At 68.4% G+C, this 24477-nt stretch carries 26 protein-coding genes, 2 tRNA genes and 1 pseudogene; 15 read left to right on the forward strand and 14 right to left on the reverse strand.

From position 1 onward, the window contains the following. Positions 1–904: 904 nt before the first annotated feature. The 6 genes from AC0HI0_RS42090 to AC0HI0_RS42115 form a co-directional block, all read right to left on the reverse strand. A complete protein-coding gene (locus tag AC0HI0_RS42090) occupies positions 905–1177 on the reverse strand; it encodes a GlsB/YeaQ/YmgE family stress response membrane protein (protein ID WP_480929047.1) in 273 nt (90 codons plus the stop codon). A 40-nt stretch (positions 1178–1217) separates the two neighbouring features. Beyond that, a complete protein-coding gene (locus AC0HI0_RS42095) occupies positions 1218–1748 on the reverse strand; it encodes a hypothetical protein (protein WP_480929048.1) in 531 nt (176 codons plus the stop codon). Positions 1749–1820: 72 nt separating this feature from the next. Beyond that, positions 1821–2909 carry a DNA cytosine methyltransferase gene (locus tag AC0HI0_RS42100; RefSeq protein ID WP_480934508.1) on the reverse strand — a complete coding sequence of 363 codons (1089 nt, stop codon included), beginning with the start codon at positions 2907–2909 and terminating at the stop codon, positions 1821–1823. 119 nt (positions 2910–3028) lie between these two features. Next, on the reverse strand, positions 3029–3445 hold the full coding sequence (locus tag AC0HI0_RS42105; RefSeq protein ID WP_480934509.1) for a very short patch repair endonuclease: 417 nt from the start codon (positions 3443–3445) through the stop codon (positions 3029–3031). 65 nt (positions 3446–3510) lie between these two features. Further along, positions 3511–4242, reverse strand: coding sequence for a hypothetical protein (locus AC0HI0_RS42110; RefSeq protein WP_480929049.1), 732 nt, complete (start codon positions 4240–4242; stop codon positions 3511–3513). 55 nt (positions 4243–4297) lie between these two features. After that, positions 4298–5413, reverse strand: coding sequence for a DUF2786 domain-containing protein (locus AC0HI0_RS42115; protein WP_480929050.1), 1116 nt, complete (start codon positions 5411–5413; stop codon positions 4298–4300). A gap of 71 nt (positions 5414–5484) precedes the next feature. On the opposite strand from AC0HI0_RS42115, the gene AC0HI0_RS42120 reads away from it, so the two are divergent. Beyond that, positions 5485–6165, forward strand: coding sequence for a hypothetical protein (locus tag AC0HI0_RS42120; protein ID WP_480929051.1), 681 nt, complete (start codon positions 5485–5487; stop codon positions 6163–6165). Positions 6166–6223: 58 nt separating this feature from the next. Here the strand turns inward: AC0HI0_RS42120 and AC0HI0_RS42125 are convergent, their stop codons facing one another. Next, on the reverse strand, positions 6224–6799 hold the full coding sequence (locus AC0HI0_RS42125) for a TIGR03086 family metal-binding protein (RefSeq protein WP_480929052.1): 576 nt from the start codon (positions 6797–6799) through the stop codon (positions 6224–6226). Between the two features lie 52 nt (positions 6800–6851). Between AC0HI0_RS42125 and AC0HI0_RS42130 the strand changes: the two genes are divergently transcribed. From AC0HI0_RS42130 to AC0HI0_RS42145, 4 genes are all read left to right on the forward strand, one after another. Then, positions 6852–7271, forward strand: coding sequence for a MarR family winged helix-turn-helix transcriptional regulator (locus AC0HI0_RS42130; RefSeq protein WP_480929053.1), 420 nt, complete (start codon positions 6852–6854; stop codon positions 7269–7271). Positions 7272–7288: 17 nt separating this feature from the next. Continuing rightward, positions 7289–8065: a PIG-L deacetylase family protein gene (locus AC0HI0_RS42135; RefSeq protein ID WP_480929054.1), complete on the forward strand. Its 777-nt coding sequence runs from the start codon at positions 7289–7291 to the stop codon at positions 8063–8065. 920 nt (positions 8066–8985) lie between these two features. Continuing rightward, positions 8986–9582, forward strand: coding sequence for a hypothetical protein (locus AC0HI0_RS42140; protein ID WP_480929055.1), 597 nt, complete (start codon positions 8986–8988; stop codon positions 9580–9582). 687 nt (positions 9583–10269) lie between these two features. Continuing rightward, positions 10270–10917 carry an HAD family hydrolase gene (locus AC0HI0_RS42145; RefSeq protein ID WP_480929056.1) on the forward strand — a complete coding sequence of 216 codons (648 nt, stop codon included), beginning with the start codon at positions 10270–10272 and terminating at the stop codon, positions 10915–10917. Positions 10918–11571: 654 nt separating this feature from the next. Here the strand turns inward: AC0HI0_RS42145 and AC0HI0_RS42150 are convergent. After that, positions 11572–12587: pseudogene (locus tag AC0HI0_RS42150) on the reverse strand (IS5 family transposase). A gap of 56 nt (positions 12588–12643) precedes the next feature. Further along, a complete protein-coding gene (locus AC0HI0_RS42155; RefSeq protein ID WP_480929057.1) occupies positions 12644–13429 on the reverse strand; it encodes a hypothetical protein in 786 nt (261 codons plus the stop codon). 207 nt (positions 13430–13636) lie between these two features. On the opposite strand from AC0HI0_RS42155, the gene AC0HI0_RS42160 reads away from it, so the two are divergent. Together AC0HI0_RS42160 and AC0HI0_RS42165 are read left to right on the forward strand one after the other, a co-directional pair. Further along, positions 13637–13960, forward strand: coding sequence for a hypothetical protein (locus AC0HI0_RS42160; RefSeq protein ID WP_480929058.1), 324 nt, complete (start codon positions 13637–13639; stop codon positions 13958–13960). Beyond that, positions 13957–14295 carry a hypothetical protein gene (locus tag AC0HI0_RS42165; protein WP_480929059.1) on the forward strand — a complete coding sequence of 113 codons (339 nt, stop codon included), beginning with the start codon at positions 13957–13959 and terminating at the stop codon, positions 14293–14295. Before AC0HI0_RS42160 ends, AC0HI0_RS42165 begins: the two co-directional genes overlap by 4 nt. 124 nt (positions 14296–14419) lie before the next feature. Here AC0HI0_RS42165 and AC0HI0_RS42170 read toward each other — a convergent pair whose 3' ends face one another. Continuing rightward, the gene (locus AC0HI0_RS42170; protein WP_480929060.1) at positions 14420–14818 is read right to left on the reverse strand and encodes a GntR family transcriptional regulator; all 399 of its coding nucleotides are present in this window, start codon (positions 14816–14818) and stop codon (positions 14420–14422) included. Positions 14819–14952: 134 nt separating this feature from the next. Between AC0HI0_RS42170 and AC0HI0_RS42175 the strand changes: the two genes are divergently transcribed. From AC0HI0_RS42175 to AC0HI0_RS42205, 7 genes are all read left to right on the forward strand, one after another. After that, complete coding sequence (locus AC0HI0_RS42175) at positions 14953–15345, forward strand: hypothetical protein (RefSeq protein WP_480929061.1); 393 nt, start codon at positions 14953–14955, stop codon at positions 15343–15345. A gap of 176 nt (positions 15346–15521) precedes the next feature. After that, complete coding sequence (locus tag AC0HI0_RS42180; protein WP_480929062.1) at positions 15522–16892, forward strand: FtsK/SpoIIIE domain-containing protein; 1371 nt, start codon at positions 15522–15524, stop codon at positions 16890–16892. A 132-nt stretch (positions 16893–17024) separates the two neighbouring features. Next, entirely contained in the window at positions 17025–17375 is a 351-nt protein-coding gene (locus tag AC0HI0_RS42185; RefSeq protein WP_480929063.1) for a hypothetical protein, read from the forward strand. A 1-nt stretch (position 17376) separates the two neighbouring features. Beyond that, complete coding sequence (locus AC0HI0_RS42190; protein ID WP_015098679.1) at positions 17377–17607, forward strand: hypothetical protein; 231 nt, start codon at positions 17377–17379, stop codon at positions 17605–17607. Positions 17608–17618: 11 nt separating this feature from the next. Beyond that, complete coding sequence (locus tag AC0HI0_RS42195) at positions 17619–18962, forward strand: replication initiator (RefSeq protein WP_480929064.1); 1344 nt, start codon at positions 17619–17621, stop codon at positions 18960–18962. Next, entirely contained in the window at positions 18959–19150 is a 192-nt protein-coding gene (locus tag AC0HI0_RS42200) for a helix-turn-helix transcriptional regulator (protein WP_480929065.1), read from the forward strand. The genes AC0HI0_RS42195 and AC0HI0_RS42200 overlap by 4 nt, the downstream gene beginning before the upstream one ends. After that, complete coding sequence (locus tag AC0HI0_RS42205; protein WP_480934510.1) at positions 19150–20358, forward strand: tyrosine-type recombinase/integrase; 1209 nt, start codon at positions 19150–19152, stop codon at positions 20356–20358. The genes AC0HI0_RS42200 and AC0HI0_RS42205 overlap by 1 nt, the downstream gene beginning before the upstream one ends. Positions 20359–20451: 93 nt before the next feature. Here AC0HI0_RS42205 and AC0HI0_RS42210 read toward each other — a convergent pair. Continuing rightward, positions 20452–20527, reverse strand: a tRNA-Lys gene (locus AC0HI0_RS42210). Positions 20528–20958: 431 nt separating this feature from the next. Between AC0HI0_RS42210 and AC0HI0_RS42215 the strand changes: the two genes are divergently transcribed. After that, positions 20959–21963, forward strand: coding sequence for a L,D-transpeptidase (locus tag AC0HI0_RS42215; RefSeq protein ID WP_480929066.1), 1005 nt, complete (start codon positions 20959–20961; stop codon positions 21961–21963). On the opposite strand, the gene AC0HI0_RS42220 is transcribed toward AC0HI0_RS42215, so the two are convergent. The 3 genes from AC0HI0_RS42220 to orn all read right to left on the reverse strand — a co-directional run bounded on the left by AC0HI0_RS42220 (position 21964) and on the right by orn (position 24409). Continuing rightward, positions 21964–23592, reverse strand: coding sequence for an ABC-F family ATP-binding cassette domain-containing protein (locus AC0HI0_RS42220; protein WP_480929067.1), 1629 nt, complete (start codon positions 23590–23592; stop codon positions 21964–21966). It abuts the gene before it with no gap. A 66-nt stretch (positions 23593–23658) separates the two neighbouring features. Further along, positions 23659–23734 (reverse strand) — tRNA-His (locus AC0HI0_RS42225). Between the two features lie 63 nt (positions 23735–23797). After that, entirely contained in the window at positions 23798–24409 is a 612-nt protein-coding gene (orn, locus tag AC0HI0_RS42230; RefSeq protein ID WP_480929068.1) for an oligoribonuclease, read from the reverse strand. Between the last annotated feature and the right edge of the window lie 68 nt (positions 24410–24477).

A 24477-nucleotide genomic window follows, 5' to 3' on the forward strand; every position in this document is an offset into this window, starting at 1 on the left:
GTGGTGCCCACTACCGCCGCCTCGCCGACTGCAGCCCCGCTGGCCGCCGTTCCGCGACCGCAGCCCGGCCGATGATCGTTTCGCCGTTCCGCCGACCCCGAGTGCCGCACGACTCAGCCCGCAGCACCCGACAGCGCCCGACAGACAGCAGCACCCGACAGGCAGCAGCACCCGACAGGCAGCAGCACCCGACAGGCAGCAGCACCCGACAGGCAGCAGCACCCGACAGGCAGCAGCACCCGACAGCGCCGCAGCGCCCGACAGGCAGCAGCCTGACCCGCGCCGCCTCATGCCGAGCCTGCCCCACGCCGCCCGCGTTGCGCCGCGCCGAGCCACCGGTCCTGTGCCGACCCGCCCGTGCCGCGCCGCCCGTGCCGTGCCGCGCCACCCGTGCCGCGCCACCCGTGTTGCGCCGAGCCGTCGGTGCCGTGCGGCCGCCGTGCCGTGCCGAGCCGTCGGTCCAAGCCGCCTATGCCGTGGTGTGCGTACCGCGTCGCGTGTGCAGTTTGTGCTGTGCCACGTGTGCTGGGCTGCGCGTGGTGTGCCGCCCGTGCCGCGCCAAGCCGCCTGTGCTGTGCCGTCGGTGCCGTGCCGCGCCGCGCGGCGCGGCACGGCCGGTGCTGTGCCGCCCGTGTTGCCTGTCCACGCCTTATGCGGTGCCGTGTCATCCGGTGATCGCGTGCATGACGCAGTGCGGTGCTGTCCGGTGTGACGGTGCGTTGCCGTGCGGTGGTGCGTTGGCCTTCGGGTGGTTCAGTGCCGTGGCTGTCGGCGGTGCTGGTGGTGGTGTTGCTGTTGTCGTTGGTTTCAGGTGGTGGGGCCGAGGCTGAGGCCGGGGCCGGGTGGGCGGGGCCCGGTGGGGCGTGCGCCTACCCGGCCGGTGGACCGGTTGTTCGGGAGGAGGTCAGTGGTCTTGGCGGACCTTGGCGCGGCCGGCCAGGGCCGTCACGCCTACGCCTGCCAGGCCCACCTGGAGGGCCAGTTCGATCCAGTCGATGCCGTCCGTGTCGGCCACGCCGAGCGCCGTGGCGGCGAACGTGCCGACCAGGGCGGCGGCGATGCCGACCAGGATGGTCATCAGCAGCGAGATCTTCTGCCGGCCCGGCACGACCAGTCGTCCCAGACCGCCGATGATCACGCCGATGAACAGGGCCGAGATGATGCCGGTGATTTCCACGTGAGGTCCCCTCCTCCGAACTACGTCTGCCCCACGAGCATCACCCGCCGACCACCTCCCTCGAATCGGGTGTGCCCCTGACCTCGCCCTGATCCCGACCCTGAACTCCCAGCAGGTTCGCGGCCTCCGGGCTCAGGGGCCGGCCCGCTATGTCCGGGTCGCAGCCCACCCTGGCCAGGCGGGAGCGGATGGACGTGGCGGAGCGTTCCTGCTGCTTGGCCATGGCGCGGATGAGGTCGGCGGCGGGCGTGCCGGGGGTGGCGGCCAGCCAGGTGTGGCGGAGGTCTTCGTCCAGGTCGCGGGTCCAGGGTTGGTTGGCGTTGGCCGGGCGGTGGCGACCGCCTGTGGGTGGGGGTGCGCCGAGTTTGCCCAGGGCGTCGAGGACTTGGCCGAGGAGCTTGCCGACGGAACTGCCCGCGCCGGCGGGCAGGCGGAGGTTGCCCTCGGCGACCAGGAGGCCGGAGGTGTCCGTGCCGGACACCTCCACGAACAGGTCGGGATCGGCGAACGCCCGCAGGCGGTAGGTGGTGGGGCCGATCCTGGTTTCGGTTTCGTACGTGGTTGTCGTCATGGCGATGACGTTAGAGCATGGGTACGACAATTTCTGTCGTTGCTGGTCAGAGGGTGTTTTTCGGGTCTTTGGTCAGGGGCAGAGCGGGCACTGGGGGGTGCTCGGCCGGCTGCCCGTGAGGTACGGCTTGAGGTGGTCGGCGATGGCCCTGGCCAGGGAGGGCGGGACGGCGTTGCCGATCTGCCGCGCCACCTCGATCTTCGTGCCGCACCACTCGAAGTCGTCCGGGAAGCTCTGCAGGCGCGCGGCCTCCAGGTGGGTGATCGGGCGGTCGACGCGGTGGCCGTCCTCGCCCGGTTCCCACTGCGGGTGCAGGTACTGGCCCTTCTCGGGCTTGTAGAACTCGGTGCGGATGGTCAGCGACGGCTCGTCCCAGCGCATCCGGCCCATCACGTCCGTGGTGCCGGTCTTCTTCTCCCGCCAGCACCGGGGCAGCAGCTCGTCGGGCAGGTCGAACCGGCCGCCGCCGGGGGGCACGTGCCGGTAGCGCCGCACGGACAACGGGGTCGGGTTGCGGCCGATGTGCAGGTCCGGGCTCTTGTGGCGGCCGGGCATGGTCTTGCCGAAGAACTCCACCGTGGCCTTCGGCAGCGCGGTGGTCACGGGCAGCTCCGGGAGGCCGGTCAGCACGTCGCGGACGGTGTGCCAGCTGCCGCGCGGGTGGGTGGGCTTCGGCAGCGGGATCGGGCCGATCCGGGAGCCGATCACGATCGCGCGCCGCCTGCGTTGCGGCACGCCGAAATCGGCCGCGAGCAGGATGCCCGAACTCAGCTCGTAGCCCTCGGTCTCGGCCTGGAGCAGGGCGAACTCGGTGGAGGACAGGAACCGGTCGACGTTCTCGATCACGAACACCCTCGGCCGCGCGGTGCGCACGAACCGCAGGTACTCGCGCCACAGCGAGTTGCGCGGGTCGTTGACGTCGCGCGAGCCGAGGTTCGAGAAGCCCTGGCACGGCGGGCCGCCGACGATCAGGTCGACCTCGGGGATCCGCTCGTCCGGGATCGCGGCGATGTCGGACCAGAGCATGTGGTCCTCGCCGAAGTTCGCGGCGTAGGTCGCCGCCGCGTGCAGGTCCCACTCGACCGCCATGACCGGCCGGTACCCGCCCGCCGAGGCGAACCCGGCGGTCATGCCGCCACAGCCGGCGAACAGGTCGATCATGGACAGCACGTCGGTCAGGTTAGCCCACGGCGCGGTCGCGGCGGGGCCGGCGCGCCGGCGATCGACCCGACCCGGGCGCGGCGGTCGGCCGGTGCGGTCGGCGGTACCGGTCCGCCGGGTCAGTCCGGCGTGGTCGGGGCGGTCTTGGCGGCGACCCGGCGGGGGCGGCGGGCCAGCACGGTCTCGCGCACGCGGCCCGCGGCCTCGGCCGGGTCCTCGTGCTCCCAGATGCGGACCGCCAGCCAGCCCGCTTCGGCCAGGCGCTGGTCGGTGTTCGCGTCCCGGGTCTGGTTCGTCTCGATCTTGGTGCGCCAGAAGTCGCCGTTGTTCTTCGGCCACGTGCCGTGCGTCGGGCAGCCGTGCCAGAAGCAGCCGTCCACGAACACCGCGACCTTCGCGGGGCCGAACACCACGTCGGCCTCGCGGCGGACCGCGCGCACCGGGCGTTGGTGCACGCGGTAGCGCAGGCCGAGCCGGTGCAGTTCGCGGCGCAGCGCGACCTCGATCCCGGTGTCCCGCGACCGCTGCCTGCTCATCCGGGCGCGGACGTCGTCCGTGGTGTCCAGCTTCGTCTCCGGCTTCGCCACCGGCCCATGATGGCTCACCGCGGGTACAGGATCGCGCGCAGGCTCCGCACCGCCCTGACGACTCCGGCGCGGGTCGGCAGGGGCACGCCGCCGACGTGCTCGTACTCGGTGAAACCCAGGTCGTGGAAGAAGAACGGCGGCATCGCGTGCACCAGCAGGTCTTCGGAGCGCTGCGGCCCGCCGCGCGGGTTGAGGATGAGGCGCTCCACCCACGCGTCGACCCGGAACACCACGTCGGCCAGCGGGTGCACGCGCACGTCGAGGCCGTTGCGGCGCAGTTCGGCGACCACGTACATGTCCCGCAGGAACGCGGTGAAGTCCGCGAGGACCTTGCGGCGCATGGCATCGCGCGCCTGCGCCTTGTCGGCACGGGCGTCCGCGATCGCCTCCTGGGCGGGCGTCCACAGCATCGACCGGGTCCGGTCGTCGGTCTCGCAGAACTCGCGGAACTCCTCCCAACCGGGTAATCGGCCCAGCGTCTCGACCACGTGGTGGGCCACGTGGGTGAAGGCGAACTCGGGCCGCCACTCCCGGATGTCGACGATGTCCGGTGGCGGGCCGGCACCCGGTGTGCCGAGGCAGGCGTCCACGACCTCCTCCGGGGCGAGCCGGAGGACGGTGTCGGAGGTGTGCGCCATGACGTGCTCCACCACGCCGTTGCGCTTGCTGTACCACCCGTTGAAGTGGAATCGGGTTTCCTGGGTGACGTTGAAGACCTTGCGGACGTCCAGTGCTGTCGTGGTCATGACGGAGAGATTACGGACGGGCACCGACAGTTTGCGGTTCGTGCAGGTCAGACGGTCAAAGATCGACGTCGAGGTCTGCCCGGTCGGCCGCCGCGCGGCCCGCGTCCCAGCCCGCCTCGCTCCGGATCGCGGTCGACTTGCTCGTGGTGTTGGTGAACAGGGTCGAGAACAGGTCGTCCACGGCCCGTTTGCGGGCGGCCAGCACGGGGAGCAGGCGGTCGTCGTCGGGCGGGGTGTTGGCGGCCTTGAGGCGCTCGCCGACGCGGTGCGCGTAGGCCAGCAGGAACGACTTCCGGAACGCCAGGCTGCGGGACTCGTCGCCCTTGCGCGCCTTGTCCCCGGCCGCGACCATCGCACGGGTGGCCTGTACCAGCAGCGACGCCGACAGGAGTTCCACGATCTCCAGGTCGAGTTCCTCGCCCACCAACGCCACGAAACCCAGGTCGTAGACCACGGCGCGGCAGCGGTTGGCGTCCGCGACCACGTGCACGACCTGCGCCTTGCCGTCGAAGTACCGCTTGTCCAGCCACACCCGGCGGGAGATCGTGGTGGGCTGCTCGGACGGCATCCGCTCCAGCGCGTGCCGCGTGACCAGCTCCTGCGCCTTCGCCGACAGCGCCTCAGCCTCGTCCGGGAACGGTGTGGACTCGGCCTTGGCCAGCAGCGACCGGACCCGCTTGAGGATCTTCGGGGCCACGCTGTGGTGCGTGATGTCGGCCAGCGGGGTGCCGGGCCGGGGGACGATCGTCGGCAGCGCGGGCAACGTCGCCAAGGTCGCGAGAAGCGCCACGACGACCGCCAGCGCGTCATCCGGCAGCTCGATGTGCCTCACGGCCCACTGCGCGAGGTGGGGCTGTGACCGGTCCCACCAGATCGTCGCGCCGATGTCCGTCAACTGCTCGGTCCAACGGGGGTGCAACGACGTGTAGCGGGACGTGTTGTGCGCGATGGCGTCCACCACGAACGAGAGCGCGCGCTCGTCCTCGTTGCGCCGGACGATCTCGTACACGTCGGTCGGCAGCCAACCGTGGTCCCACAGGTTGTCCAACGCACGGTCCAGCACTTCGTGCACGGCACCGTCCACTTCGGTCGGCGTCAGGCCGGAGGTGCGGGGTATCGGCGCACGGCGGTTCACGGCGGCACGTCGGATCGCCTCGCCCAGGGAGTCCACGATGGGTGATTCTCCCTCGTCGTGCGGTGTCGCTGCGCCCGGCGGGGCGTATGGCGTGCCAGCCTCGCGCGGTGAGCCGGAAGACGCAGCGCCCCAAGCGGCGGCCGATCGTGGTGGTGCATCGTCCACTGGGGACGGCGTTGAGTCCGGCGCAACGCGCGTTCGTGGACGGCTGCCGGTCGCTGCCGCAGCTGACCGACCCGTTGGAGGCGGAACTCGCGGTGAGCGCCGCGGTGGCCGACGTGGCGACGGACGAGGAGTTCTGGGCCGGGGTCGTGCAGCACGCGGTGTCGATGCGCAGCAGGCGCAACGACCGGATGCTGCGGGTGCTGGCGTCGATGCTGACCGGCCGTCCGCGTGAGTGGGCGGCGAGCGCCGTCCCCGCAGACGGCTCTCCGGAAGCCCCCGCGCTCGCGGTGGGCGGCGCGTGGATCTGCGACCGGTCGATCGACGCCGGATACCTGGCGTTGGTGTGCACGTACCGGTTCGAGGACGAGCACGCGATGGTGTTCCTGATAGACGAGTTGTCCGGCGGTGTGGTGCGTAAGGCGTTCGTCACGCGGGACGTGCAGGCGGCACGGGACGAACTAGGTGGGCAGGGATCGTTGAACGAGATCGGCGCGGAGGCGGCGCACTGGCTGCTGGCCAAGTCCTACCACCGGCTGGACCGCAATCCGGACATGCCGGTGGGGCAGGAGGTGCGGCGGACCCGGCTATTGGCCAACCGGCGGATCGCACTCGCCTTCGGCTGATCGCGCCCTCGACCGGGTGGGCACGGCTCCCCGCTCGACCACCTGGCGGGAACGGCGGTCAGGCGGTCCAGCCGGGGTCGCGGCCGAGCAGCGCCAGGACGCGGTCCCAGCCGGTCGATCCGGCGGCCGTCGGGAGGACCGGTGCGAACGCCGCGCCGGGTGCGGTGCGCATCGGGCCGTCCGGGACGAGTTCGGCTTGCGCGAGCGCGGCGGCGACGAGGTCGTCGTCGTAGTCGGTCTTGACGCCGAGGGTGGCGGCGACGTCCCAGCCGTGCACGAGGGTGTCGATCAGGTGAAAGCCGATCACGTTGTGCAACGGGAACCGCCGTCCCTCGAACTCCGCCAGCAGGACGTGCCGGTCGGGGTCGGCGGCGGCGAACGCAGCGGCCACCACGGCGAGACCTGCCTCGTGTGCGCCGGCCGTGGGCTCGCGTGGGGCGAACGCCTCTTCGCCGACATCGGCTGGCACGGCGGCGGCGAAGCCGTGGTCCTGCCCGATCATGTGCGCGAGCAGCGCTTTCAGGTCCCACCCGGCGCACGGCGTCGGCAGGTGCAGGTCGGTGGGGCGGACGCCCGCCACGATCGGCCGGATCGCGGTGAGGGAGCGGCGGTGGAGGTCCAGAATCGTCTGCATGCGCTTACTATCTACTCCAGTAGATCGTTGGTCAAGCGGTATCGTCCTGCGGGTGACCGGACAGCGCCACGACCTCGGGGCGTCGTTCGCCCGGCTGGCCAGGGCGATGATCGACGCCGAAGCGCCGATCCTGCGCGCGCACGACGTGGAGATGTGGGATTACGTGGTGCTCGCCGCCCTCGAATCCGGGGCCGCGCCCACGCAGGCCGAACTCGCCGCAGCGGTGCGGCGCGACAAGACCCGCCTCATCCCGATCCTCGACCGCCTGGAGGCGCGCGGGCTGCTCAGCCGCACACCCGACCCGGCGGACCGACGCAACCGGGTGGTGGCGCTGACCGACGACGGGCGCGCGGTGTTGGACGCCTGTCGGACGGGCGTGCGCGCCATGGAAGCCGAGTTCCTGGCGTCGGTGCCGGCTGCGCGGCGGCGGGCGTTCATCGAGGTCTTGGAAGGGCTCGCCGAGGGGCTGTAAGACGCCAGAATGGGCCTATGGCAACCGTTGTGGCGTTCCACGCGCATCCGGACGACGAGGTGCTGCTGACCGGCGGGACCCTGGCGCGCGCTGCGGCGGACGGGCACCGGGTCGTCGTCGTGGTGGCGACGGACCACATGGGCGTCGCGGGCCCGTCGGTGCGGATGGACGAGTTGCGTGCGAGCGCCGCGTTGCTGGGGGTGCACCGGGTCGAGTGCCTGGGGTACGCGGGTAGCGGGCACGGTCCCGTGCTGTTCCCGGACCCGCCGGGGCGACGGCGGTTCGTGCGCGTGGCGACGGAGGAAGCGGCGATCCGGCTGGCGTTGGTGCTCCGGGACGAGGGTGCCGATGTGTTGCTCGGGTACGACGTCAACGGCGGATACGGGCACCGTGATCACGTGAAGGTGCACGAGGTGGGCAAGCGCGCCGCAGAACTCGTCAGGGTGCGCGTGTTGGAGGCAACCATGCCCCGCGAGGTGGTTGTGCGGTTGGTGAAGGTCGTGCGCGCACTGCGCATCCCGTTCCGCTACGACGTGAAGGCCCTGTCCGCCGCCTACAGCGCCAGATCGACCATCACGCACCGCATCGACGTAAGGCCGTTCGCCAGGCAGAAACAGTCGGCCCTCGCGGCACACCGTTCGCAGGTGGTCGGGAACGGCCGTCTGAGTCCCGTGATGCGCGCGCTCGTGCGACTTCCCGCGTGGACGTTCGGGATGCTCCTGGGCCGTGAGTGGTACGTCGACCCGACAGGGACACCCACCAGGAATCCCGCCACCGACATCTTCGACCACTAGAACGCTCGCCGTAGCGGGCCTCTAGGCGGTGGGGGTTCATCGTGGTGGCGTCGCTTGGAGTTCGGCGAGCGTGCGGGTTGGGCCGTCGTCGAGGATGCCGAGGATGCCGAGGATGCCTAGAGCCTTCCGGACATTCCGATGGACGGTCGCGACGTTGCTCGACAATGTGGGACAGATACGTCGACGTCCTCGGCCATGCGCGGCCGTCGATGGCTCAGGACGTCTACGTGGGAAGGCGTTCACCCGTCCATCCGGGACCGATGCACTCGATTCAGCCATCGGGCGGGGGCCGCCCCAAAGTGGGGGCTTTGGCCGCAAAAGCAAAAGGCCCCGGTCAATGACCTGGGCCTTTGGTGCGCCGCCAGGGACTCGAACCCCGAACCCGCTGATTTTGAGCCGAGGTTCGTCATCGGTTGCTGTCGACTCTCGATGTGTCCCGCAGCCTGCGCGAATGTCGGACCGTACTGAGCGCAACGGGCAGTCGCATGTGGTCGATCGGGGTTGTTTTTTGAGGGTAAGCCATGGCGTTGATCATGGTCTTAGGTAAAGTTGCAGGCTTCGATATCGACACTTATCGCAAGAATTCTGTTTTGGTATAACGGACTGAGTTTTCCGCTGGCTCGATCGCGTTAATCGACTCTGCTGTCGAAGTTCCATCGTGCGGAGCTGAATCATTTCATGCTGTCCTTCGATATGTCGACACGGGTACTGGTGGCCACCTCTTCGCCCTGTTCGTCGTTCCGCGACCTGTGGATCACCGTCCGTCGGCAAACCTGTGGACCGGTCGACGCCGTCAAGGCGTTGAACTGTCCACGGGTGCGGCAGCCGAGCGCCCTGACCAGCTCGATCAAGTGTTGGCCCACGCGCTCGTTCCATCCTGTGTATCGAAATGGGGCATAGGTGCTGATATCGTTCCGGCCATGGCACTGGACTGGGGCAACGTCCCAGCTTGGATTGGGGCTGGCTCACTCTTTGTCGCGTTCTCGGTCTTCGTGCGCGACCGAAACGAGCGCGAACGCGCCCAGATCGATCGAGTGGGCATCTGGACGTCCGCTGAGTGGGAGCGCAAGTCACCGCTTGATGACGGCAGAGTCGAAACATGCAAGATCAATTTTTACATACGTAACTCAACCGATCTGCCCGTTGAGGTGATTAGCGTCGCCTACGAGGCGTACACCCGGTGGTTTGTTACTGACCATGAGCAATCCAAGCCCGATCTGCCGATATGGTCGATTGAGCCAGGAACGGGGGTGCTGCGGATCTTCTCTGACCGCATGCGTATACCTCCCCAGGATACAAAGACCTGGTCTAATGAGTTCAACTTCGCGCATCTGGCACCTAATTCTGCAGTGCAACCTGACCTATTTCACGGAGTCGACTGTCGGGTGAAGTGGGCGCTTCTGATCGACAACGCAGGTCGGCGCTGGGAGGTAAACCCCTCCCGGGGCACGCGCCCGAAGCGTGCTCATTGGTATCGACGACGCTTGGAACATCAGCCTCGCGACTGGGGGCAGTGATGGCACGCCCCCGGCCACCCGGCTTGGTGCTGTACACCCGCCATGTTGGCCTGTACTGTCGCCAACACAACTGAACACCGACGCTAAGCCCAGTGCTTTGGACAGGGTCGAGATGAGCGTGACGCGACAGATCGACTACCCTTCGGGGTGCTAGTGAGCCGAAGTAGCAAGCTGAACGGTGAGGTGCTAGGAGCGTGATGCTCCGCATAGCCCCGCGACGGGTCACCGAGCACGACTAGGCCAACAGGACGGCCAGTCGTCGCTCGGTGTTTTTGCATCTAGGGGCTAAGTATGACCTGGGCTTTGACGGTCCAACTGATCTGTTCCGGCATGACAGCGCTTGGCGCGGTTGCGGCGGCCTACTTCACGGGCAAACGCCCAAAACAGTAATTAGGTCTGGTTTCAGCGTTCCCTGCGGGGGTCGCTGGCCGTGGCCTCCGGCTGTTGCGGGCAGGCTTCGGTGCCTCGCGTGTCGCGCCCGTGGGCCGACAGGCCCACGTTGGCGCGACCGACAACACCGCCGGAGCCTGCCCGCAACAGCCTGAACAGACACGAACGGCCAGCGGCCCCCGGAGGGGGCCGCCTTGAAGAAGAGAAGAAACTCTGAACACCGTGGTCGTGGGCCTGAGCGCTGGGTGTTGGCGGGGTGTTGTCGCGCCTCGGGGCTGGGTGGCGTAGGACTAGGGCATGGTCGTTGCGGTGGTGTTTGACGTGGGGGAGACGTTGCTGGATGACTCCCGCGAGTGGGGTGCCTGGGCTGACTGGGTTGGGGTGTCTCGGCATACGTTTTCGACGGTGTTGGGGGCTGTGACCGCTGCGGGGCGGGACAACGCTGAGACGTTCCAGTACTTCCGGCCTGGGTTCGATCTTGCTCGGGAGCGGGAGTTGCGGGAAGCCGCGGGGGTGGGGGAGCGGATCGAAGAGGTTGATCTGTACCCCGATGTGCGGGGTGGGTTGGCTCGGTTGCGGGAGTTGGGGTTGTGGGTGGGGGTGGCTGGTAACCAGACGGCTCGGGTGAGGGAGTTGTTGCAGGAGTTGGAGTTGCCGGTGGATGCGGTTGCCACTTCTGGAGAGTGGGGTGTGGCCAAGCCGGCGGTGGGGTTCTTTGAGCGGGTGGTGGGGATGACGCCTGCGGGGGCCGCTGGGGACGTGTTGTACGTGGGGGATCATCGGGACAACGACGTGGTGGCCGCCAAGGCGGCTGGGTTGCGTACGGCGTTGATCCGGCGTGGGCCTTGGGGGTACCTGTGGGCCGATGATCCGTTGGTGCGGCGGGATGCCGACTGGGTGATCGACTCGTTGCACGATCTGCCGGGGCTGCTGTTTCCGGCTTAGCGGGCACCTGCCCAGGCCGCCAAGTCTAGGAGACCGGAGCTTAGGGACGGGTGCGTGCGTAGGAGGACGGAGAGGGCCTGGCGCACCTGCGGGTGGGAGCGGGTGTGTTCTGGGGCGGCCTGGCGGGCTGCTTGTAGGCAGATGTGGGCCTCTTCGTAGTGGCCTAGGTCTAGCTGGGCTCTCGCCAGGTCGATGAAGTAGTGCGAGCGGCGTTCGGCTGGGAGGTGGGGCGGGGGCTCCCACGTTGCAGCTCGTTGGATGCCTGCTGGGTCGCGGAGTTCGGCGGCTACCGCCAGCTCGTGGATGCGGAGCGAGGCCGGGCCGAACGCGGTGCCTTGGTAGATGCCTTCGGGAGCGGTGTGGGCTGCGTGGCGGGCCGTTAGGAGGTGGTCGGCGGCTACGTCTGCCTTGCCTGCTCGGGCTGCTACTACTGCGGCTCGCATGTGTAGGGAGCCGAACGCGGCGGCTGTTGCTGCCTGCTTGAGGTTGCGGGTGGGGATCTGGTCTGCGGCTTGGTCTAGGGCTCGGGAGGCTGTGTGTAGGTCGCCGCTGGCGAAGAACGTTTCGGTGCGCACGTACGAGACGGCGGCGGGTAGGAGGACGTTGTCTGACTCCTGGGCCGTGGTGCGCATTAGGAACTGTTCGGGGTTTGGATCATGTGGTTGGGGTCAGGGTCCTCAGCCACATGATCGCTCCTCGTAGGTGCAGTCCGGCTTCGTAGCTTTGTGGTGTCTTGTCGTAGCGGGTGGCCAGGCCGCGCCATGTCTTGATCTTCTGGAAGCAGCGTTCGACGGTGTTGCGCCGCTTGTAGCGCTCGGGGTCGAAGGCCACGGGCCGCCCTCCGGCGGAGCCCTTGTTCTTGCGGTTGGCCTGTTGGTCGGTCTTCTCCGGGATCACCGCGGTGATCCGGCGGCGGCGCAGGTAGGCCCGGTTGGCCTTGGAGGAGTACGCCTTGTCCGCGGCCACCGCGTCCGGACGGGTGCGGGGCCGACCGGTCGGGCCGGGAACCCGGACCCGGTCCAGCACGACCTGGAACCGTGGGCTGTCCGCTGCCTGGCCCGGGGTGAGCACGAACGCCAACGGCAACCCGGCGGCGTCGACCGCGGCGTGGATCTTGCTGCTCAGCCCGCCCCGGGACCGGCCGAGCCCGGCCGCCGCAGCCCGTGCCTTCCGACGGCGCCGAAGGGCGGCACGGTCCCGATCGGCAGGCGTGTCCGCCTCGGCCGGCGCGGACCGCGGCGCATCACCCGCAGCACGCTCTGTTGTGTGGGCAACGGAGCCCCTTTTTCCTCGGTCAACGCCTGTTCCAGCGCGTCGAGGGTCTCCCCTGCGATCGCGAGACCGGCGGATTCGTGATGCGCCCGCACGATCGTGGAGTCCACACTGACCAGTTCCAACCCGACCTGCCCTCGGGAGGCGGCCTCGGCGATCAGCGCGTCCATCAACGTCTGGAACACCCCCGCCCTGGACCAGGCGTTGAACCGGGAGTAGACGGTGGACCAGGGCCCGTACCGTTCCGGGACGTCACGCCAACCAGACCCGGTGCGAAACCGCCACAGGATCCCGTTGAACTGATCCCGCACCCGCCGCGGCAACGGCCCGGTCGCAGCCACCGGCACATGCGGCTCGATCAGCGCCCACTCGACATCGTTCAGGTCAAAACGCGCCACACCCGTGTTCTACCAGCCCTACCAGCACACCACCGAGCCCAACCTAGATCCGAACCTCAAACAGCTCCTAGGTCGATCAGGCGGGCCGACAGGTCGAAGTAGCGGAACTTGTACGCCACTCCGTCTGCTGCGCGTAGGGCCAGGGTTAGCAGGGACGCGACGTGGCGGCGGTCGGCTGTGGTGAAGAGCTGGCGGGCGCGGGAGAGTTCGCCGATGAGGGCCGGTAGGTGGCGGACCAGCTCGCCGTAGCGGGCCTCTAGGCGGTGGTTGTTCATCGTGGTGACGTCGGCTTGGAGTTCGGCGAGCGTGCGAGTTGGGCCGTCGTCGGGGAGGTCGAGGATGTCCAGAGCGCGCCGTAGGCGTGGGATGGCTACGTGGACGATGTCCGGCTCTTGGGTGGTGGAGCCGTTGTTGGCTTGGTCGGTTGGCGCCCATGGTTGTGGCGGGTACGGAGCGGGTGGGTCTACGGTGCGGGCCGCGTAGAGGGTGGCGGCGTCGGGGAGTCGGCGGGTGCCGCCGGTGAACCACCTCAGATGGTGTGGGACGTGTAGGGCGTCGCACCAGCGTTCTAGGCGTTCTAGGTCGGTTACGGCACGGCGTGTGCGCTCTAGTTCGCTGATCCGGCCTTGGGTGAGGTCCAACCAGGAGGCGAGGGTGGTTTGCGGGACCTTGGGGCTCTGGGCCTGGCGGTAGGCGCGGAAAAGTAGGCCGATGTTGCGGGCTTCGAATGCCTGGCGGAGCGTGGGGTGCGTCCAGAACTCCGGCGGGAGGTTCGGCGGACGGAGCGTTGCGGCGGCGGCGCATCTGCTGCACTGGGTGCGTTGGTTGTCGCTGGCCAGCAACGTGTTGCACGTGTGGCATCGGCGCTTCGGCACGCTCACCCCCTGCGCTAGCTGCGTCTACTTCGGAGTGTAGCGCGTCGGTTACGCGGCTGACCTGGAGCTAATAGGACGCCTATTATTCCGAATAGCTGCTGGTATGGAATCGGCCTTCCGTACGCGTGAACCTGATCAAACAAGAACCAGGTTCGCTACGTGGAGGTGGGGCCGATGGCCTTTTACTTGCTTCTCCAGCCCGAGGAGGGCACGGAGTCGGCGATGGTCGAGCGTGCCCAGGGACACCCGTCTCTGGTGATCTCGTCCGGTGACGCCCGGCTGACGGTGCAGATCGCGGGGCGGGAGGACGGCGCGCAGCTCGCCATCAAGTTCGCGCGGGAGCTGGCTGGCTCGGCGTCGGCGTTCGCGAACCGGTGCGAGGCGTTGACGAAGCTCGCTCCGTTGGACTTCGAGCACCTGGCCGCGCTGGTCGGGACCACGCCGGCGGAGGTGGACGCGTTGACGGCTGGCGGGCGTGATGAGGACGTCGAGCGGTGAGTGATGTTGACGGCCTGAAGCCGTTGTGCGGCAAGGAAGATTTCGCCGTGATTGTGGATCAGATGGTCGCGATCGGGCCACCACGGATCTTCGCCGTGGTGCAGGAGTACGGGGAGCGGTTGAACGCCTGGGTCGTCGCGTGGGGCATGGCGTTTGAGGACCACGCGGAGGTCTACGCGGTTGACCAGCGGACCCGGTTGAGCTTGAGCAGGCCGGATAGCGCGCCCACATTGTTCACCAGTGAGCACGAGGTGTTGTCGGCTCGGCTGGTGTGGCTGTCGGAGGCGCAGGAGCGGCTGGGGCCGGAGAGGGCGGAAGCAGCCTGCAACGTGTAGCGGTTGGCGGGGGCGGGACTGGTCGAGAGGTGGGGCGTGATGGCGGGCGAGGTTGAGTGGACCGATGAGGAGCGGCGCGTGCTGGGGGCTGGGCTCGCCGAACTGCTGGGGCGGGTGGACGAACTCAGCGCGCGCCTGAGTCGGATTGAGGATCACTTGGCTTCCGACCGGAAAGCTCAGCCTCAACCGCGGAAACGCGCCTGCTGAGGTCGTCCAAGACGGTGTTGATCTGCTGGAACATCTCCCGAAGCTCATGCGGTGAGGGCGTGTCGTCCCCCGCATGGGCTTCGGGCTTCTTGACGACGATCGTGCCTTCGCCTTGGCGGGAGATCACCAGTCCCTCGTTGCGGAGCTGGTCCAGAGCCTTCTGCAACGTCATGACGGCTCGGCCGTACTTCACCTGGAGTTCGGCCAGGGAAGGGAGCTTGTCTCCGACCTGGATGTCGTCGGACGCGATGAGGCGGCGTAGGTCTTCTGCGATCTGCTGGTACGCCGGGCGGGGGTCGGTTGCGTCTAGGCCCATGGCGAGACTGTACCGACACAGCTAGCTCAGTTGGAAGTCACCCGATCGGCCTAGTGAAACTTCTAGCTCTACTAGTTATGTTGGTGGTGTAGCTGGTGGCGGTTCGGCCGCCTTGATCTGGTGGAGGTTCTTGGATGGCGTTGCAGGACTTGCCGGTGATGTTGAGCGGCTATCGGCTGATGATCACGGAAGCGCCGGTAGCGAAGGTGCGGGAGGCCGACGACGGCACGGTGACGCCGGTCGTGGATCGGGTGTCGGGGGCAGTGCAGTTCGTCGTGACGTTGTTCGCCAAACCTGTGGCGGTGGAGGGGCGGAAGGCGGGAAAGGGAGAAGAGATCCGCGTCAACTTGCCTGGTGACCCTGGGAAGGGGTTCGAGGAGGGCACGTACGTGGAGTTGGTCAACGCGGTCGTCAACACGTACGAGATTCCGGATCGGATGGACCCGCGCAAGATCGCCTCGGCTGGGTTGTGGTTCAAGGCGGCGGGGTTGAAGTCGGTGACGCGGTCGGCGCGTAGCGCGGCCTGATCTGGTCGCGTCCGTAGGGAGTTCGTCTAAGCCCTTTTGTTGGGCTGCCTGATCTTTGTCAATTCCACAGTGGATAGACCCATGCCTGAAACCGGCGGGTGTGGGTGGGTGTTGAGTCGTGCGGCGGTCGGTCACTGGGTGGTGATCGGCCGCCGCCATGATCAAAGGAGGTGTTCATGGCTGAACCTTCGGGGAGGTCCCGGCGGTCGGTCGGGTGGGAGTTCCGCACCTTGCGGTGGTTGGTGCGGCATCCCGGGGCGGTGGTTGGTCCTGGTGGGCTTGGGGTCTCGGTGGTCGAGTTCGGGCCTTGGGTGGCCGGCGGTGTGGTTGGTGGGTTGGCCACGGGTACGGCTGCTTGGTATCGAGCGCATCCGGACACGTTCGACGTGTGGGCGGCCCCGGTACTGAGGGCCTGGCTGCGGCGCTGGGTTGGGGCGTTCGACGGGCGTCGGTGGGCGAACCTCATGGGCGCGTGCGGGCTGACATCGGTGCATCACCGGACTGGGGAAGTCCTGGTGCCGCGAGTGCTGAGGGTCCGGTCGTGGTCGCCGTCGTTGGACGTTGTTCGGGTGCGGTTGGTGCCTGGGCAGGCGTTGCGGGCGTTCGCCAAGGTCGTGCCGGAGCTGGCTTCGACGCTCAAGGCTGAACGGGTCGCGGTTGAGCAGGGGCGGCCTGGTGAGGTCGCGTTGATCGTGCAGTGGCGGGAGCCGTTCACGTCGGTGATTCCTGCGCCGGCCATGCCTGAGCGTTCTGACGCGGTGGATCTGCGGTCGTTGTGTCTGGGTGAGGACGAGTTGGGTGGGGAGTGGCGCGAGCCGTTGATCGGCACGCATCACCTGACGGCGGGGGCTACCGGGGCGGGCAAGAACTCGGTGGTGATGGCCAAGCTTCGGGCTGTCGCGCCGTTGATCCGGGATGGGCTGGTTCGGCCCTGGGTGTGTGATCCGAAGCTGTTCGAGTTCGTGGCGCTGCGACCGATCTTGGAAGGGCGGTACGCCGACACGCCGGAGGATTGCGCCGAGTTGATCGGCCGGTTCGTGGACAACATGGAGCGCAAGCAGAAGCGCTTGCAGCGTAAGGGGAAGCGGTCGGTTCCGGTGTCTGCTGAACATCCGGTGGACTGGCTGATTCTGGACGAAGTGGGCTTCCTGATGGCCTACAACGCCGAGTACGCGAACGAGATCACCAACGCGTGCGCGGTCGTCTCCTCGATGGGGCGGGCGACGAATGACGTGCTTGACGTCTACGTGCAGGAGCCGTCTAAGGACGTGCTGCCGATCCGGGATCTGATCCCGCATCGGGTGTGCCTGCGGGTGACCTCTGAACGGCACCCGGACATGGTGCTGGGTGATGGTGCCCGGGAGCGTGGGGCGATTGCCGACGAGATCGGGGCTGACCAGGCCACTGCGGGGATCGGCTTCCGGGTTGATCCGCGTTCTCGTACGCCGCGCCGAGTGCGTGCGGCCTACACGACTGATCGGGACATCGCCGAGTTGGTCGAGTTCATCGAAGACGGTCCTGCCTACGGGTTGCGGGCCGTTGCCTGAGTATGGAGGTTTTCCTTGTCTTCCAACAGTTCGCGGTCGCTTGACCGCATCATCCGGACCTTGCGGTCGCTCATGCGGACGTCGGGGTTGCCTCGGCCTGATCGGGTGGTCATCTCTGCCCGGTTGGGCTCGGTGCACGTCGAGTTCAGCTCTGGTACCGCGCCGGATCGGCTTGCGGCGTTGTTGCTGTGGGTGGTGTGCCTGGACGGCGTGACGCTCACGTGGAACCTGCGGACGGATCGAGTCCTGACCGTGGCTGGCACGGCGCGGAACCGTGCGGGGTTGGAGTTCGGGTTGACGGCCTCGGTGGGCCTGGTGGAACTCGGCGTGGTGGTGGCGGGGCAGTCCGCGGTGAAGGTTGGGCCGTTCCGGCTGGTGCCATCTGTGGTGGAGCCGGTGACCTTCGAGGAGGTCTCCCGGCTGGTCCACCTCGGGCGGGTTGTGGCTGGTCGGCAGGGTGTCTGCCATGTCGAGGCGGCGTGACATGGCGACGACGGTTGCGCTCCGGACCCGCCGGTTCCAAGCGGCGGCACAGCTCGCGGGGTTCAGGTCTGACTACGCGTTGGCCAACGCGATGGAGGTTGAGCGGTCGACCTTGTCGCGGGTCCTCAAGGGCTCGCAGCGGCCGGGGCCGTTGTTCATCGGCGGGGCGTTGAAGGCACTTGCGCCTTTGCAGTTCGAGGACCTGTTCGAGGTCGTTCCTGTGAGGTTGTGAAAGGAGAGCTATTGGTAGCCACGCTTGACGAGCGGATTGCGGATCGGTTGCGGCGCAACGACTACCGCGACTGGCGGGACAAGGTCACTGCTACGGGTGGGTGCGCGCAGCCCATCCGCTTGAACGGGGCCTGGGAGCTGCGGAGCCTGGACGGGGCGCGCGTCCTGGCCCAGCTCGGCGCGGACGTCATGGTGCCGTGTGGCAATCGGCGGGCGTCGGTGTGCTCGGCCTGCTCGGACCGGTACGCGGCTGACGCGTTTCACCTGATGCGGGCGGGTCTGTCTGGTGGGAGCAAGGGCGTGCCGGTGGCGGTTGCCGAGAAACCGCGTGTGTTCGCGACGCTGACCGCTCCCTCGTTCGGCGCGGTCCACAACCGGGCAACGACGGCTGGCGGGAAGGCTCGGCCGTGTACGGGGTGCGGGCAGTTTCACCACCAGGACGATCCGCGTGTCGGGTCGGCGGTCGATCCGGACGAGTACGACTACGTCGGCGCGGTGTTGTGGCAGGCGCACGCGGGGAAGCTGTGGCATCGGTTCACGATCGCCCTGCGGCGTGCTTTGGCTCGTGGGGCGGGGTTGACCGTGCGGGAGTTCCGCGACCACGCGCGCGTCTCGTACGCCAAGGTCGCCGAGTACCAGCGGCGTGGCTTGGTGCACTTCCACGCTGTCATCCGCTTGGACGGGCCGGATGGGTCCTCCGACCCCGCGCCGGCCTGGGCTACTGCGGAACTGGTGGACCAGGCGGTACGGGTGGCGGCGCGGTCGGTGTCGGTCGTGTCGCATCGGCCGGACGGGGTGGTGCTCGACCTCGTGTGGGGTGAGCAGGTCGACGTCCGGCCTATCCGGGCGGCTTCGGCGGTGGAACTGGAGGACCAGGCGGGCGCGGTCAGTGATGCCCGGCTCGCGGGCTACGTCGCCAAGTACGCGACCAAGGGGACCGGTGCGCGGGACACGCCGGATCGGCCGATCAGGTCGCAGCTCGACATTGATCACCTGCGGGTGTCCTCACATCACCGACGCATGATCCAGACCGCGTGGGACCTCGGTGACCTGGGGTTCTACACCGATCTGAACCTGCGGAAGTGGGCTCACATGCTCGGGTTTCGCGGGCACTTCCTGACCAAGTCGAAGCACTACAGCACCACCTTCAAGCGCATACGTGAGGACCGGCGGGCGTATCGGGCCGCTGAGGTGCTGGACCGGCTTGGGCTGGACGCGGAGTCGGTGCTGGTCGTCAACGACTGGGCGTATGCGGGCTCGGGCTACGCCGATGACGCCGAACGGGAGCTGGCTACGGCGCTCGGCGAGCGGCTACGCGCCCAACGTCAACGCAACTACACAGAGGAGACAGCATGACGGAACTGCTTGAGCCCTTGTGGACGGTCACGGACGTGGCGTCGTTCCTGGGCGTCCCAGTCCACACGCTCTACGGATGGCGCACCAAACGGTACGGGCCACCGGCTCGGCGGGTCGGGAAGCATCTGAGGTACCTGCCGGCGGAGGTTCGGGCCTGGGTTGAGCGGCAGAACCCGGAGGTGGCGTGATGGGGCGTCCACCTATGCCGATCGGTACTTACGGGAAGATCCGGTGCTATGAGACCACCACGGGGTGGCGGGCGACTACGTACTTCCGCGACTACGACGGCAAGACGCGGCCGGTCGAGCGGCTGGGCAAGACCAAGGCGGCTGCGGAGCGGAATCTCAAGAAGGCGCTGACCGAGAGGGCCGGGCCGTCCGGTGGAGCGCTCACCGCGGATAGCCGGGTGAAGCAGGCGGCCGAACTGTGGTTCACGGCGTTTCAGGCGGCGGCCGACTCTGGGACGCGCTCGCCGGGGAGTGCGGAGACGTACCGGGGCATCTTGGATCGTCACGTGCTGCCGGGGCTGGGGGAGTTGTTGCTGCGGGAGGCGACGGTTTCGCGCGTCGATACCTTCCTGGGCTCGGTGAGGGACCTGGTCGGGGTGTCGACTGCCAAGACGGCGCGTTCGGTGGTCTCCGGGGTGCTCGGCTTGGCGGTGCGTCACGGAGCGCTCGACGCGAACCCGACTCGGGAGACCTCACGCCTGGAGGGCGGCCGGAAGAAGGGGCCTCGGGCGCTCACGTTGGAGGAGCGGACGCGGTGGCTCGCGTTGTTGGACTCGGACGAGAAGGCGGTCAGGAAGGACGTGCCCGACCTGTCGCGGTTCATGATGGCGACCGGAGTCCGGATCGGGGAGGCGCTGGCCGTCTACTGGGATGACGTCGACCTTGAGGCCGGGACGGTGACTGTGGACTTCACGGTCATTCGGGTCAAGGCCGCTGGGTTGGTTCGGAAGTCCACCAAGACCGAAGCGGGGGAGCGGACGTTGCCGCTGCCGTCGTGGGCGGTGAAGGTGTTGGCTCGGCGGCGGGCGGCTACCGACTACCCGGACGGGCCGGTGTTCCCGGATGCGCTGGGTGGGCTGCGCGACCCGTCCAACACCCGGCGGGATCTTCGGGACGCTCGGGGTAGCGACGAGTTCGTCTGGGTGACCTCGCACGTGTTCCGGAAGACGGCGGCCACGATCCTTGATGAGGCCAACCTGACGGCACGGCTGATCGCGGACCAGCTCGGGCACTCCCGGCCGTCGATGACGCAGGACGTGTACCTCGGTCGGAAGGCCGTTGATAGGCGCGCGGCGGAGGCGTTGGAATGCGCGTTCGGCACGCCGGAGAAGGGAGAGGAGGAGGCGCGGGAATCGACTTCGGATGGTGAGTCGTCGCCTGCGGCGTGACCCGCTGAGGTTAGGGAGTCAGACCATAAACCATGGGTAAGTCATGGGGGCGATCTTGCAAGCAAAAAGGCCCCGGTCAATGACCTGGGCCTTTGGTGCGCCGCCAGGGACTCGAACCCCGAACCCGCTGATTAAGAGTCAGCTGCTCTGCCAGTTGAGCTAGCGGCGCTCGTCGGTCTTCGTGTTGCTCCGTCCGACGTGAAGAACATTAGCACAGCGTCCTACGCGGCTCCCAATCGCCTGGTCAGGCCGGGTGTGCGCCGTGTCCGGGCGGGAACTTCGCGTGGGTAACGATCCAGCATCTCGGGCAACGTCGTCAACCCTCCAGGCGTCACCTTGTAAGGGGACACCTAAGAGATGAACCAGGTGTCCTGGGGAGTGAAGCGGAGGCTTGGCATGACGGTCGGCCGGGGGGCGCGTAGGGCGCTGGGGGCTGTCGCGGTCGGTGTGGTCGCGGTGTTGGTCGCGTCCTGTTCTTCCGGGGGCGGGTCCGCCTCCGGTGATTCGGGTGGGGTCGCGGGTGGGGGGACTACAACCTCCTCCACGCCTCCGCCCAAACCTGTTTCGTTGAGCGTCGGGCCTGCCGACCAGGCTGTCGACGTGGCTCCGGGCAGTCCGGTGGTCGCCACCGCCACGGACGGGAAGATCACCCAGGTCGCGTTGACCAACCCGGAGGGTCAGGCGGTGGCCGGGCAGGTCTCGCCGGACGGCAAGCAGTGGACCAGCAGCGAGGTGCTGGGGTACTCGAAGACCTACACGCTGGCGGTCACCGGGCAGGGCGCCGACGGTAAGCCGGTCAACAAGACGTCCACGTTCACGACCGTGAAGCCGCGGACGTTGACCTACCTCTCGGTCAACCCGATGGACGGCACCACCGTGGGCATCGGGCAGCCGCTCGCGTTCTACTTCGACGAGCCGATCGCCGACAAGGCCGCCGCCGAGGCGATGATCTCCATCACCACCGAGCCCAAGGTGGACGGCGCGTTCTACTGGTTCGACGAGAAGCAGGTGCACTGGCGTCCGCAGAGCTACTGGGCCGCCGGCACCAAGATCTCGATCAACGCCAAGATCTACGGCAAGTCGCTGGGCAACGGCGTGTACGGCGAAGAGGACCGCGTGATCAACACCACGATCGGCGACGCGGTCGTCCACGAGGCCGACGGGGGCACGCACGAGGTCGTCACCAAGATCAACGGCCAGGTCGCGCGCACCATGCCGACCTCGATGGGCAACGCGGCCAACCCGACCCCCACCGGCACCTACGTGCTGATGGAGAAGCACGACCACATGGTCATGGACTCCCGGACGTACGGCCTGGCGCTCGACGCCGGCGGCTACGTCACGCCGGTCGACTGGGCGACCCGGATGTCCAACAGCGGCATCTTCTTCCACAGCGCGCCGTGGTCGGTCGGCGACCAGGGCAACCGCAACGTCAGCCACGGCTGCCTGAACCTCTCGCCGGAGAACGCGAAGTGGGTCTTCGACCTCTCCAAGCCCGGCGACATCGTCGTGGTCACCAACTCCGGTGGCCCGGCGCTGGAGGCGTGGGACGGCTTTGGCGACTGGCAGGTCCCGTGGGACCAGTGGGTGAAGGGCAACCGCTAGCTAGAGGTCTGTGACACGACCCGCCGCCACTTCCAGGCGGCGGGTCGTTTTCACGTGGTCGAGCATCCGCCGGTCGTGGGTGACCAGGAGCAGGGTGCCGGGGTAGGACTCCAGCGCCGCTTCGAGCTGCTCGATCGCGGCCAGGTCGAGGTGGTTGGTCGGCTCGTCGAGCACCAGCAGGTTGACGCCCTTGGCCTGGAGCAGCGCCAGCGCGGCCCGGGTGCGCTCTCCGGGCGACAGCGACGCGGCGGTGCGCAGCACGTGCGCGGCCTTGAGGCCGAACTTCGCCAGCAGCGTCCGGACGTCGGCGGGCACCATGTCCGGCACCGCGTCCTGGAACGCGTCCACCAGCGGCCGGTCGCCCAGGAACAGGCCGCGGGCCTGGTCGATCTCGCCGACGACGACGCCCGGACCGAGCGACGACGTGCCCGACGCCAGGTCGACGCGACCCAGCAGGGCGGCCAGCAGGGTCGACTTGCCCGCCCCGTTGGCCCCGGTGATGGCGACCCGGTCCGCCCAGTCGACCTGCAGGTCCACCGGGCCGAGGGTGAACCCGCCGCGCGTCACGACCGCGGCGCGCAGGACCGCCACGACCGCGCCGGCCCGGGGCGCGGCGGCGATTTCCATCCGCAGGTCCCATTCCTTGCGGGGCTCCTCGACCACCTCCAGGCGTTCGATGAGGCGTTCCGTCTGGCGCGCTTTGGACGCTTGTTTCTCGGTCGCGTCGCTGCGGAACTTGCGTCCCGCTTTGTCGTTGTCGCCCGCTTTGCGCCGGGCGTTCTTGACGCCCTTCTCCATCCACGCCCGTTGTGAGCGGGCGCGTTCTTCGAGTGACGACTTGGTGTTCGCGAACTCCTCGTAGTCCTCGCGCGCGTGCCGCCGCGCGATTTCCCGTTCTTCCAGGTACGACTCGTAGCCACCGCCGTAGGCCCGCACCTGCTGCTGGGCGAGGTCCAGTTCCACCACCCTGGTCACGGTCCGGGCCAGGAACTCGCGGTCGTGGGAGACCAGCACGGTGCCGGCGCGCAGGCCGGTCACGAACGCCTCCAGCCGGGCCAGGCCGTCCAGGTCGAGGTCGTTGGTCGGCTCGTCGAGCAGGAACACGTCGTAGCGGCTCAGCAGCAGCGACGCCATGCCCGCGCGGGCCGCCTGACCGCCGGACAGCGAGGTCATGGGCTGGTCGAGGTCGACCGTGAGGCCCAGGTCGGCGGCCGTCTCGGCGGCCCGTTCGGGCAGGTCGGCGCCGCCGAGCGCGAGCCAGCGCTCCAGCGCGTCGGAGTAGCCGTCGTCGGTGCCCTCGGCGAGCAGGTCGGTGGCCCGGTCGAGTTCGGCCTGGGCGGCGGCGACGCCGGTCCGCCTGGCCAGGAAGTCCCGCACGGTCTCGCCGGGGCGGCGGTCGGGCTCCTGCGGCAGGTGGCCGACGGTCGCCGTCACGGGGGAGAGGCGGATCACACCGCTCTCCGCCGGGATGAGCCCGGCGAGGGTGCGCAGCAGGGTGGACTTGCCCGCGCCGTTCACGCCGACCAGCCCGACGACGTCGCCCGGGGCGACGACCAGGTCCAGGCCGGAGAACAGCACGCGGTCCCCGTGCCCGGCCGCCAGGTCCTTCGCGACGAGTGTGGCGCTCATTGGCGGAGACTCCCCGTAGACATCGGAAAACGCCCCCTGACCGACGTGGCCAGGGGGCGTTTCGCTTGGGGTGAGTGACGGGACTTGAACCCGCGACACCTGGGATCACAACCCAGTGCTCTGCCAGCTGAGCTACACCCACCAAGACCGGTCGACCCGGCGGACTGAAGCATACAGTGCCAGACCGCCGAGCCCGAAATCGACCCTATTTCGCCCGGTCGGCGGCCAGCAGTTCGTTCGCCACGGCCTGCGCCTGCTCGGTCGACGGGCCGGGCTGCGGCACGAACGCGGTGCGCCGGTAGTAGGCCAGTTCCCGGATGGACTCCCGGATGTCGGCCAGCGCCCGGTGCGCCAGGCCCTTCTCCGGCTGCGCGTAGTAGATCCTCGGGTACCAGCGCCGGCACAGCTCCTTGATCGAGGAGACGTCGACCATCCGGTAGTGCAGGTGGGCGTCCAGTTCGGGCATGTCGCGGGCGATGAACCCCCGGTCGGTGGCGATCGAGTTGCCCGCGAGCGGCGCGGTGCGCGGGTCCGGGACCCACTGCTTGATGTAGGCGAGGACCTGAGCCTCGGCTTCCTCCAGCGTCACGGCGGAGCGCCGCACCTCGTCGGTGAGCCCGGACTTGGCGTGCATCGCCATCACGACTTCCGGCATCGAGTCGAGCGCTGTGTCGTCGGCGTGGATCACCACGTCGACCCCTTCGCCGAGCACGTTCAACTCCGCGTCGGTCACCAGCGCCGCGATCTCGATCAGAGCGTCTTTGCCCAAGTCGAGCCCGGTCATCTCGCAGTCGATCCACACCAAGCGATCCATCACCCGCGCGAGCCTAGTCGTCGGATCGTCGGACACCGCCGCCGCTTCGAGTGGCGGGTCCTACCAATCTC

It is taken from the genome of Saccharothrix sp. NBAS 001 (assembly GCF_056640475.1).